We start from the raw sequence: 10819 nt of genomic DNA on the forward strand, positions 1-10819 counted from the left end.
AATCCTGCACGAGTGAACCATTCTCGCGCGCCGCATCGGCACGCGTGAAAGTCAGGCTCGTGGCGGTCTCAGCAGCGATGTCGGTCCGGTTCCCGCCCGGTCGACGCTCTCCCGTGTCGGCCATGCGGGCGCGACCTCGGCCAACGCAAACGATGGCGCGACGTCCGCGGGCACCGCGAAGGCGTGCGCGACCGCATGCGCTGCGACATGCACGACATTGTCGTCATGATCATCCATCACGTCCGCGACATGAACATGGCTGACCGCAAGCGCCACATCGGGCACGTCGTCATGGAATGTCGCCGCATGCCACCCGCCAAGTGCAGTCATCCCCAGCACGGCGAGGAACGCCAGCAGAGTCGCCAGCACGGCGGTCCGGGAATGGTGGAGGGTCACGCAACCAGCCTAAGCGACATGCGGCAGCGCAGCAAGGGCAACGAACCGCGTGGCATCCCCCACGTCCGCCGGATCGATACGGCTGGCCAACGATTATCTCCCCATGACCCACGAGACCACGCACAGCCTGGCATCGAGCGACGAGGCCAACGAGATCGAGCTCAAGCTGGAAATCGATCCCGTGTGGATTGACCACCTCGCGGCCATGCCGCCCCTGTCCGGCGTCACGCCCAAGATCGTCGACCAGCTATCGACCTATTTCGACACGCCGAAGCAGGATCTGCGTGCGGCGGGGTTTACGCTCCGGATACGGACGGCGGGTGGCAGGCATGTCCAGACGATCAAGGCGGTCGGCAGTGCCGCGGCAGGCCTGTTTGCCCGTCCGGAATGGGAGCATGACGTGGCAGGATTGGAGCCCGAACTCGATCCCGGCTCGCCAATCAGCGCGATCGTCGCGCACGACAGGCTCAGGACGGTCAGGCCTGCGTTCACCGTGGCGATCAAGCGCCGGCAATGGCTCGTCACGCGCGACGACGGAACGGTCGAGATCGTCGCGGATACGGGATGCGTGACGGCAAGCGATCGCACGACGCCGGTTTCTGAGCTCGAGTTCGAGCTGAAAGGCGGGACGCCGACCGCGATCTTCGCACTCGCGCGCAACCTCGGCGAGCAGATCCCCGTCCGCCTCGGCGTCCTGACCAAGGGGGAGCGCGGCTATCGGTTGATCGCGGCGGCGACGCTCGGCGCGATCAAGGCCGAGCGCCTGGAGCTTGCGGCCGACACGACCACCGCCGAAGCGTTCGCGCAGATCGTCGGCACGTGCCTGCGGCACTTCCGTCTGAATGAAAATCTTCTGCGGCGCGCGCCCGATGCCGAGGCGCTGCATCAGACACGGGTCGCGTTGCGACGACTGCGGTCCGCGCTGTCGCTGTTCAAGCGCGTCGTCGTCGACGCCCGCTTCCCGCATGTCGCGAGCGAACTCAAATGGCTCGCGGCCTCGCTCGGCCCTGCGCGCGACATCGATGTGCTGCGCGATCGGCTCGGCGAGGGTTCGAACGCGGCGCTCACCGCGGCGCGCGACGATGCCTATGCGGCCGCTCTGGCCGCGCTGGATTCGCAGCGGACTCGCGATCTGATGATCGACCTGGTCGAATGGACCGCGCTGGGCGCATGGCGTTTGCAGCCCTTGGATCCAGCGATGGTGCAGGCCCCCGCGGCGCTCTTCGCCAGCGCCGCGATCGGCGGCCTCAACCGTCGGATAAAGCGCCGCGGCCAAGACCTCGACCAGCTCGACGACGAGCCGCGTCACCAGATCCGGATCACCGCCAAAAAACTGCGTTACGCGACCGGATTTTTCGAGAGCCTCTACCCGCTCAAACGGTCGCGGCGGCGATTGAAGGCGTTTAAAAAGCGCCTCGAAGCGTTGCAGGATCATCTAGGCCATTTGAACGATCTGGCGACGGCACCCGCTCTGATCGAGCGGTTTGGTCTGGAACCCGAGACGTCGACCTCTTCGATCGAGAGGGAGACGCTGCTGTCCCATGCGGCCGAAGCGTATGAGAATCTGACGCGTGCGAAGCGGTTCTGGTAAGGCCCGGAAGCCGCGCCCTGCCTCGCCACCTTCCCGACGATCGCGCCTGTCATGCCCATGCCATCAAACACCGCTAAAGCGGACATCTCGATTGAAAGGGTGTTCGATGTTCAGTGCCAGCTCCCTTGTACCCGACCAGATCGTCGATTGCGTGTCGACGGGACGGCTCCCGACGACCGCAGACCTCGATAGCGTCGCTGCACGCATGTGGCGCGAGGGAGCGGCGGATCGATCGGCATTTTCCTGGGGCCAGCTCTCCCCTACCGCGACCGATCGCATCGTCGCGCTGCGATCCGCAGTCCTTGCGCTCCAGGGCAGCGGCATGCGCTGAACCGCGTCCGGGCGTCGCGCGCCCTACGCGACGTGCAACTGACCGAAGAAGCGCGACAGGGCGCCATCGATCGAGGATGCACCATCCTCGACGCGCTGTGAATCGGTCCTGACGCGCGACGCCATGCCCGCGGTATTCCTGGTCGCGACCGACACGTCGCTCACCAGACGCCCGATCAGGTCGAGGTCTGTCGCGGTACCATCGACATTGCGGCTGATGACCTGTCCGCTCTGCGCCTGTTCTCCGATGCTCGACGCAAGATCATCGGTGCCGCGCGCCATGTCCTCGACCATCTCGCGAATGTCGAGCAGACCCGTACAGGCCGCCTCGGTCCCGCGTTGCATGTCGGCGATCTGCCGGGCGATTTCCCCCGTAGCGTCCGCGGTCTGCGTCGCCAGCATCTTCACTTCGTCCGCGACCACGGCGAACCCCCTGCCCGCCTCGCCGACGCGTGCAGCCTCGATCGCGGCGTTCAACGCGAGCAGCTTGGTGCGCGCCGCGATGCTGCTGATCAGTCCGACGATCGCACCGATCGCGCGCGCGTCGTCCTGGACGTTCGTCATGTCCTGCGCCAGCCGTACCGCGCGGTCCGCCGCCTGCGCGCTCAGGTCGGCGGACAGGCGCGTGCCCTGGCTGGACTGGCCGATCGCGCCCATGAACTGAGTCGTCGCGGCCGCGATGTCGGTCGCACCATCGATCGCGCGCCGCACGGCCACGCCGACGCTGCCCAGTTCGCGCGTCGCGCCTTTCGAATGATCTTCCAGTTCACCCGAGGTCATCGATAGCTGGCTGGCCGCGCTGCGAAGCCCGGCAAGGACATCCGCGACCTCTCCTTCGAGCGTCGTCGCCGCCTGCCGGACGATCCGATCGCGTTCGGCCTCGGCAGCCTTGTTCGCGCGCCGCGCGGTCTCGATATTGCGCTCGCGCTGGACTTCCGCCAGCCGCTGCCGGCCGTTTTCGGCCTCCAGCCGCCCGTGCTCGGCGACCGAGGTGCGAAAGACGTCGATCGCGCGCGACATCCGGCCGATCTCGTCACGCCGCTCTCCATGCGGCGTCCGGCCCTCGGCATTCCCGGCCGCGATCACCGCCATCGTCCGCTCGATATTGAGCAACGGCCGGACGATCGTCCGCTGCACGATCAGCACCGTGCCATAAGCGGCGAGCGAAAACAGGATGATACTGGCCGCGATGCTGATCGTGACCTCCTCCTGCTCGAGCGCGTGCGCGTTGCGGAACAGATGGTCGACCTTGGCTTCCTGCCCGGCGATCAGCGCATCGGCGATCGTCGAGGCCCTGCGCTCGTTGGGACGAACCTCGCTGCGAAAGACCATCCAGGCCCGATCCTGGCTACCCCGATTGGCGGCATCGGCAACCGTTGCAAGCCGGCGCAGGACGATCATCTGGCTGCGGATATAGCCGCTGTCCCGGGTCAGCCCGGCGGCGCGGTGCCGTACCAGGCCAGCGAGTTGCGCGCGCATCTGGAGCGACCGCTGCGAGAATTTTGCGTGGATAATCGCCAGTTCACGCGGATCGCGTTCGAGCAGCAGGTTGAGCGCGTCCCGCTGCAACGACCGGCTCAGTGAGCGCACTTCGATCAAGTGAACCCGCACGATCTGCCCGTCGTTCGCCGCATCACGTGCCGTCTGGACCCGGCTGCGCGTACCAAGCCCGATAAGGCCGAGAATGCAGACCAGCGCGAGCATGATGGCGACGGGCACCATCAGCCGTGCCATCATGCTGTGCGACCAGGTCCTGAACGTTCGATATGTCATGACCGCGCGCTACGGCGCGCATCTTAACCCTGTGTGACACGCCTTGACGATCTTTCGCGAACGCAGGCCGGGCTGGCCAACGCGCCGAAATGTTCGATTTAACCCCAAACAACAACGCCGCCCGTGAGGGCGGCGCTGTCGTGGTATGAGGTTGGTTGCGGGGACAGGATTTGACCGCTGTAGAACTCGGTTCCGACTAATCGGCGGTACCATAGTGCGGCTGTGAGAGCGCCCAACTTTGAGCGCGGAGACCCATTCATAGACGCTCAGCACCCTTCTTGCGGTTTTTCAACTCCGGACACTCACTCATCGGTTCTCGATCACCCTGTAGCGGCACTGAAATGGCGAGCTTTGGGACGAAGCCGTCATTCGGGCAATCTGCCGGGAATGTCGGGTTTCGGATGAGCTGGCCGTTCGCGGGGCTTCCGAGATCTACTCGGCAACTAGCCAGCATGCACGGCATGCGACTCCGCGGGGATTGGATCTCACACCACAAAATAACGCCGCTGCTCCCCTAACGAAAAACCCCGCCTTTGAGGTTGTCGCGCACTTTCTCGATCCGACAGGGGATCTCGCACAATAGTGCGAACGTAGAGTAAGTGCGCCGCCGCGCACGCTGAAATTCTCCAAATTTCGCGGTGGGCTGCGTCGCCAGTCATGTGTTTCCCGACAGTCCCGAGACGCTGCGACGGCCTATTCCACCGTCATGACAAATATACCGTACACGGACAGCAGATCGCAGGTTTCACCTGGACCCTCATTTTTGCACCTGAACGACAACGCCCGGCGCCATCGGGTTGCCCGGCGCTATGACGAGGTACCGGCGCATGTCGCCCTTCGCGTCGTTGACGATCTGGCGGAGCGGTCCGAGCGTGTTGACGATCGCGCCGCCCGCCGGATTGGTCATGAACTTCGCCAGAGGCTGGATCACGCCGCTGCCATCAGCGCGGGAGGATAGCCCAAGGACATAGGGCATCTTTGGGCTGAGGCCCGCAACCGCCGCCTGCAGGATCTGGACCTGGCCCTGATCGAACAGCGTGACCTGACTGCGGCCAGTCCCGGAGAGAGTCAGCTGAATCTTCATGCCGGCCTGCGCAAGCGGCACCAGGTTTGCACGGCCATTGCCTACCGCCACCGCGCCGGGGACATAGGCGACGCCTTGCGGCCCCTGACCGATCGGGATCGTCGCGATGACGGTGTTGCTGGCGGTATCGATCGCCGCGACCGCGTCGGCGTTCTCCAGCCCGACATACATCCGCGTACCGTCGCCCGACGGCCAAAGGCCATGCGGGAGCGCGCCGACCGGAACGCTTGCGACCTGCACGAAGTCGGCGGTGCGGAATACCTTGACGACGTTCTCGGTGCCGACCGTCACATAGGCGAACTGGCCGGCCTTGGTGCGGGCGATGTTGACGTGGTTGGTGATCGCGCCGGTATCGAACGTCTTGAGCACTGCGAAGGGTGGCTTGGCGTCGAACACCATGACCTTGCCGACGTCCTTGAGCGTCANTTGACGTGGTTGGTGATCGCGCCGGTATCGAACGTCTTGAGCACTGCGAAGGGTGGCTTGGCGTCGAACACCATGACCTTGCCGACGTCCTTGAGCGTCARCCAGACCTGCTTRCCGTCGGGCGTCGCGGCGATRTCRGGGCAGAACGGGCTCGCCTGCTTGACGCGACCGACGATCTTCTTCGAGGCGGTGTCGATCACRACKGTCTCGGGCGAGAAGCTYGAACAGACGTAMCCGTATTTCCCGTTYGGCGARAAGATCGTCATGCCCGGACCGTTGGGGACGGGGATGCGCGTGGTCGGCGCGAACGTCTTGCCGTCGAGCACCTGGATATAGTCCTCGCCGCGCACCGCGACCCAGACTTCGCGACCGTCGGGACGGAAGAACGCCTCGTGCGGCGAGCGTCCGACATAGGTGGTGTGCTTCACGGCGTTAGTCGCGGTGTCGATGAACGTCACCGAGTTCGACCCGATCGAGATCACCGCCAGCGTCTTGCGATCGGGCGAGAAGCCCATGCCGTGGACGAGCAGCTGTCCCTTGTAGAGCGGGCTAAGATTGGCGGGGGTCTGGTCGCCGAGCTTGATGACGCCGAGCAGCGTGTTGGTCGACGGATCGATCACCGACACGGTGTTGGAAAACTGGTCCGAGGTGTAGAATCTGTCCTGCGCACTGACGGGGATGTCGGGGGTCGCGTTCGGTACCTGCTGGGCAAATGCAGGGGCCGAGAAAGACAAGGCAGCACAGGCGGTTAGGGTCAAACGCTTCATGGACGGTCTCCGTGATGGGGGTGACCGGTCGCGGTCGGTTCGGTGTGAGGCGGCAACGCGCCGTCGTCGGATAGGATGCCCTGCATCACCGCGATTTCCTGGCGTTGTTCGACGATGATTCCCTGCGCAAGCCGGCGCAGGCGTTCGTCCTTGCCATAGCGCAGTTCGACTTCGGCCATGTCGATCGCGCCTTGGTGATGCGGGATCATCATCTTCGCAAAGTCGCGATCGGGACCGCCCGAATAACCGGTCATCATCGCGCCATGCATCCGCGCCATCGCCTCATCCATTGCCGATGCGAAGCCGTCTGTCTGGGCTAGCGTCGCTGTCGACACCGAAAGTGCCGCGATCCCGAGCAGGGCAATTCCAAGTCTCATCAATTTCTCCAATGCGCTCAACCTGTTCGGGCGAGGCCATATCGTCCAACGCATGATTCTGATGATTCGTATCGACAGGACAGATCGTTCTGTTTTTCGTATTGATACGACAGGAATAATGCGTTGGTTCGATCGATCAGCGGCGCGTATCTCGGTGATCAAGGAGAGCGGGCATGACCCTCGAACAACTCAGGATTTTTGTTGGTGTCGCAGAGCGCGAGCACATGACGCGCGCTGCCGAAGCGCTCAATGTGACGCAGTCGGCCGCAAGCGCTGCCATTGCCGCGCTTGAAGCTCGACATGGGGTACCGCTGTTCCACCGTGTGGGCCGTGGGATCGAACTGTCCGAAGCGGGGCGCATGTTTCTAACCGAGGCACGCGCAGTACTGGGACGCGCCTCCAGCGCCGAACTTGCGCTTGCCGAATATGCCGGGCTGGAGCGTGGCACGCTGCGGCTGGTCGCGAGCCAGACCATCGCGGGCTATTGGCTGCCCCGCCAGCTGGCGGCGTTCCATGCGCGCTACCCGGCCATCACGATCGAGCTGGCGATCGATAACACCGAAGGGGCCGCGGCGCGCGTGCTCGACGGCGCGGTGGAACTCGGCTTCGTCGAAGGCGTGATCGACGAGCCTGCGCTCGCGCATTGGACGGTCGCGAACGACCGCATGATACTCGTGAGCGACCGCGCTGTCGACACGATCGACGAAGACTGGATCCGCGCCGCGCGCTGGATCGTCCGCGAGCAGGGGTCGGGCACCCGCTCGTCGTTCGAAGAGGTTTTGCGTCAGCGCGGCATCGTTCCGTCGGACCTTACCACCGCGCTGACCCTGCCGTCGAACGAGGCGGTACGTAGCGCGGTCGAGGCCGGGGCAGGCGTCGCGGTGCTGTCGCAGCATGTCGTCGCGCCAGCAATCGCGGCGGGAACGTTGCACGATCTACCGCTCGGCCTGCCGCGGCGTCCATTCTACGCGCTGCGGCACAAAGAGCGCTATCGTACCCGGGCGGCCGATGCGCTGACCGATCTCATCAGGGAGACTGGCAAGTGACCCCCGATCTGAACCCCGTTCTGGGTGGCCTGAAGCCGCTCAGCCAGCTCGATTCTCCGCGCGAGATGATCCGGCAGTTCACCCCCAACTGGTTCGCCGCGACGATGGGCACCGGCATCCTCGCGCTCGCCTTGCCGCAGGTGCCGGGCGTCGGCGCATCGCTGCACCCGGTCGGCGAGGCGCTGTGGTATTTCAACATTGCGCTCTTCACGCTGTTCGCCGGGCTCTACACCGCGCGCTGGACGATGTACGGGCACGAGGCGCGGCGGATCTTCGGGCACAACACCGTGTCGATGTTCATCGGCACGATCCCGATGGGCCTCGCGACGATCATCAACGGTTGCCTCGCATTCGGCCTGCCGCGGTTCGGCGCAGGCGTGATCCCGATCGCCGAGACGCTGTGGTGGATCGACGTCGCGATGTCGCTCTCCTGCGGGGTGGTGATCCCGTATCTCATGTTCACCCGGCACGAACATTCGCTCGACGGCATGACCGCGGTGTGGCTGCTGCCGGTGGTCGCGGCGGAGGTCGCAGGTGCGAGCGGAGGCCTGCTCGCCCCGCATCTGGCGGACGCGCATCACCAGTTCGTCGTGCTCGCGACTTCGTATGTCCTCTGGGCCTATTCGGTGCCGGTAGCGTTCGGCATTCTCGCGATCCTGATCCTGCGGATGGCGCTCCATAAGCTGCCGCACGAGAGCATGGCCGCATCGAGCTGGCTCGCGCTCGGCCCGATCGGCACCGGTGCGCTCGGGATGCTGGTGCTCGGCAGCGATGCCCCCGCGATCCTCGTCGCCAACGGGCTTGGCTCGATCGGCGCGGTGGCGCAGGGGATCGGCACGATTGCCGGGCTGTTACTCTGGGGCTTCGGCCTTTGGTGGCTGGCGCTCGCGACGCTGATCACGATCCGCTACTGGCGCGCGGGTATCCCGTTCAACCTCGGCTGGTGGGGCTACACCTTCCCGCTCGGCGTCTACACGGTCGCCACCTTCAAGCTCGGTACGACGCTCCAGCTCGGCTTTTTCGGGATCGTCGGCACCTTCCTCACCATCGCGCTGGCAGCGATGTGGCTGCTAGTCGGCGCCAAGACGGTCGCGGGTGGCTGGCGCGGCAACCTGTTCGTGTCCCCCTGCATTGCCACGCCGAACTGATCTCTTTCACCACTGTGCGATAAACAGGTGTTTTCCGACATGGCGGGTCACTCGCCACTCACTCAACAGAGGGATGCCTGGGATGGGTCACGAAGCCGCGCATTGTGTTGGCGTAGGATGTTTTGCGAGAAGCCGCCGCTCACACCTTTGCGGAAGAACGGCATGAGTTGGTCGAGAGCTGCCGCCAGCGTGCCGGCGGCGCTGACGCATAGTCAGCCGTTCGCGCGATTGATGCGGCCTCCCGGAAGCGAACGGTCGTTCACATTGCATTCGCCAGTGTCCGGCGCACTCAACGGCGGACCAGAATCTGATACCGATTGGTATCACATTCTAGTCCGCCGTTATCGGCGGTCTCAGCCATATATCGAAACGACCCATGTGTGGACGGCCCTCCGTTGGCAAGCTTGAACAGTCGCGTTGCAATGCTGGTTGGTGCGGCCATGTGTCCGACCTGTTGGTGCGGCTCATAGTGCCGCTGGCCATAATGCCATTCGCGCGGTTCGGGTCCCGATCACTTACACGCGCTTGATGCGCTTGGGTCATTGTGGGTTTTCCCGATCCGGCGGTTCAACCGGCTTGTTGCATTAGCTCCTATCCGCCCTTCCCAACCTCGTCCGGTGCGGTCGCCCCCATCGTATCCTGTTACGCGATCTGCGGCTCGCGATAGCGCTCGCCGCTGGCCATCATCGCCCAGATCATGCGGGCGTTCTTGTTAGCGAGCGCGACCGCGGCGACCTTGGTCTTCCGCCTGGCAAGCAGTTGCACAAGCCAGGGCCGCTTAGCCCCGTTCCGCTCGGCATAGCGCACGACTGCCATAGCGCCGACGATCAGCATCTGACGCAGGTATTGGTGGCCCGCCTTCGTGATGCTGCCCAGCCGCTCCTTTCCGCCGCTCGAGTTCTGCCGCGGCACCAGGCCTATCCAAGCAGCGAGGTTGCGGCCCGAGCGGAAGATCGCGGGGTCAGGAACCGTGGCGACGATGGCGCTGGCGAGCAGTGGACCCACGCCGGGTATCTCCATCAGTCGGCGACCAAGCTCGGTCTCGCGTGCGCTCGCCAGGATGCGACGATCGTTCTCGAGGATCTGCTCCTTTACGATGCGCARCTGGGCTGCCAGCAYCTCCAGGCAGAACCGCGCATCGGCCGGTACGCGYTCATCGGTAGGATCAGCGATCACGTCGAGGAGCTGCTCGATGCCGTTTCTGCCAATCGGCGCTGCAATCCCGAATTCGGCCAAGTGCGCCCGCATCGCNTCATCGGTAGGATCAGCGATCACGTCGAGGAGCTGCTCGATGCCGTTTCTGCCAATCGGCGCTGCAATCCCGAATTCGGCCAAGTGCGCCCGCATCGCGTTCGACAGCTGCGTGCGTTGRCGGTTGAGGATTAGGCGGACACGATGGAGCATCATCGCGCTCTGCTGCTCGGGCGACTTGATCCCGACGAAGCGCATGGTCGGCCGGGTCACGGCCTCGCAGATCGCCTCGGCATCAGCCGCGTCGTTCTTGCCTCGCTTAACGTACGGCTTCACGTACTGCGCCGGCATCAGCTTCACGTCATGCCCGAGCGCGACCAGCTCGCGCGCCCAGAAGTGTGATGTCGCGCACGCCTCAATGCCGATCAGACACCGGGGCAGCTTGGCGAAGAACTTCAACATCCGCCCACGCGTCAGACGCTGGCGAACAACCGCTGCGCCATCAGCATCCACTCCGTGCACCTGAAATACGTTCTTCGCGATATCCAGACCGATCGTTGTGACGTTTCCCATCGCTGCTCTCCTTCGACTCTCCGCAGGACATTCTGCTGGAGGGTTGGAGAGCCGTCCACGTCATCACAAKCGGACGTTCACCGACCTGCTGCTTCCACGGCGTCGCCCCGACGAGCT

Annotated in this window: 9 protein-coding genes and 2 pseudogenes; 4 read left to right on the forward strand and 7 right to left on the reverse strand. The window is 64.6% G+C overall.

The window, feature by feature from the left end; translation table 11 throughout:
* Nucleotides 1–51: 51 nt before the first annotated feature.
* Nucleotides 52–396 carry a hypothetical protein gene (locus tag ASE79_RS10415; protein ID WP_156359648.1) on the reverse strand — a complete coding sequence of 115 codons (345 nt, stop codon included), beginning with the start codon at nt 394–396 and terminating at the stop codon, nt 52–54.
* Between the two features lie 103 nt (nt 397–499).
* Here ASE79_RS10415 and ASE79_RS10420 point away from each other — a divergent pair, with 103 nt between their 5' ends.
* Nucleotides 500–1987, forward strand: a complete 1488-nt coding sequence (locus ASE79_RS10420) for a CHAD domain-containing protein (RefSeq protein ID WP_056415611.1) — start codon at nt 500–502, stop codon at nt 1985–1987.
* A gap of 106 nt (nt 1988–2093) precedes the next feature.
* The gene (locus ASE79_RS10425; protein ID WP_056415615.1) at nt 2094–2318 is read left to right on the forward strand and encodes a hypothetical protein; all 225 of its coding nucleotides are present in this window, start codon (nt 2094–2096) and stop codon (nt 2316–2318) included.
* Nucleotides 2319–2341: 23 nt separating this feature from the next.
* Here the strand turns inward: ASE79_RS10425 and ASE79_RS10430 are convergent, their stop codons facing one another.
* The 4 genes and pseudogenes from ASE79_RS10430 to ASE79_RS10440 all read right to left on the reverse strand — a co-directional run bounded on the left by ASE79_RS10430 (nt 2342) and on the right by ASE79_RS10440 (nt 6744).
* Complete coding sequence (locus ASE79_RS10430; RefSeq protein ID WP_056415618.1) at nt 2342–4054, reverse strand: methyl-accepting chemotaxis protein; 1713 nt, start codon at nt 4052–4054, stop codon at nt 2342–2344.
* Nucleotides 4055–4847: 793 nt separating this feature from the next.
* Nucleotides 4848–5573, reverse strand: a complete 726-nt coding sequence (locus ASE79_RS21685) for a hypothetical protein (RefSeq protein ID WP_321163331.1) — start codon at nt 5571–5573, stop codon at nt 4848–4850.
* Nucleotides 5574–5600: 27 nt separating this feature from the next.
* Nucleotides 5601–6367: pseudogene (locus ASE79_RS21970) on the reverse strand (YncE family protein); the annotation flags it as partial.
* A complete protein-coding gene (locus tag ASE79_RS10440; protein ID WP_056415621.1) occupies nt 6364–6744 on the reverse strand; it encodes a DUF305 domain-containing protein in 381 nt (126 codons plus the stop codon). The pseudogene ASE79_RS21970 and the gene ASE79_RS10440, both read right to left, overlap by 4 nt.
* Nucleotides 6745–6917: 173 nt before the next feature.
* Here ASE79_RS10440 and ASE79_RS10445 point away from each other — a divergent pair, with 173 nt between their 5' ends.
* Nucleotides 6918–7790, forward strand: coding sequence for a LysR substrate-binding domain-containing protein (locus tag ASE79_RS10445; protein WP_056415623.1), 873 nt, complete (start codon nt 6918–6920; stop codon nt 7788–7790).
* Nucleotides 7787–8938: a TDT family transporter gene (locus tag ASE79_RS10450; protein WP_056415626.1), complete on the forward strand. Its 1152-nt coding sequence runs from the start codon at nt 7787–7789 to the stop codon at nt 8936–8938. Before ASE79_RS10445 ends, ASE79_RS10450 begins: the two co-directional genes overlap by 4 nt.
* 642 nt (nt 8939–9580) lie before the next feature.
* Here ASE79_RS10450 and ASE79_RS21690 read toward each other — a convergent pair.
* Together ASE79_RS21690 and ASE79_RS21695 are read right to left on the reverse strand one after the other, a co-directional pair.
* The coding region (locus tag ASE79_RS21690) for an IS110 family transposase (protein ID WP_235516853.1) at nt 9581–10189 on the reverse strand (609 nt) is incomplete at its 5' end.
* Between the two features lies 1 nt (nt 10190).
* Nucleotides 10191–10702 (reverse strand): annotated as a pseudogene (locus tag ASE79_RS21695) (IS110 family transposase); the annotation flags it as partial.
* Nucleotides 10703–10819: the final 117 nt, after the last annotated feature.

It is taken from the genome of Sphingomonas sp. Leaf28 (genome assembly GCF_001421685.1).
GTDB lineage: Bacteria > Pseudomonadota > Alphaproteobacteria > Sphingomonadales > Sphingomonadaceae > Sphingomonas > Sphingomonas aurantiaca.

What these genes read in the sequence shown, in the direction of transcription:
- ASE79_RS10420 (WP_056415611.1), top strand. Translation starts at nt 500, where the DNA reads ATGACCCACGAGACCACGCACAGCCTGGCATCGAGCGACGAGGCCAAC.
- ASE79_RS10425 (WP_056415615.1), top strand. Translation starts at nt 2,094, where the DNA reads ATGTTCAGTGCCAGCTCCCTTGTACCCGACCAGATCGTCGATTGCGTG.
- ASE79_RS10430 (WP_056415618.1), bottom strand. Translation starts at nt 4,054, where the DNA reads ATGATGGCACGGCTGATGGTGCCCGTCGCCATCATGCTCGCGCTGGTC.
- ASE79_RS21685 (WP_321163331.1), bottom strand. Translation starts at nt 5,573, where the DNA reads ATGGTGTTCGACGCCAAGCCACCCTTCGCAGTGCTCAAGACGTTCGAT.
- ASE79_RS10440 (WP_056415621.1), bottom strand. Translation starts at nt 6,744, where the DNA reads ATGAGACTTGGAATTGCCCTGCTCGGGATCGCGGCACTTTCGGTGTCG.
- ASE79_RS10445 (WP_056415623.1), top strand. Translation starts at nt 6,918, where the DNA reads ATGACCCTCGAACAACTCAGGATTTTTGTTGGTGTCGCAGAGCGCGAG.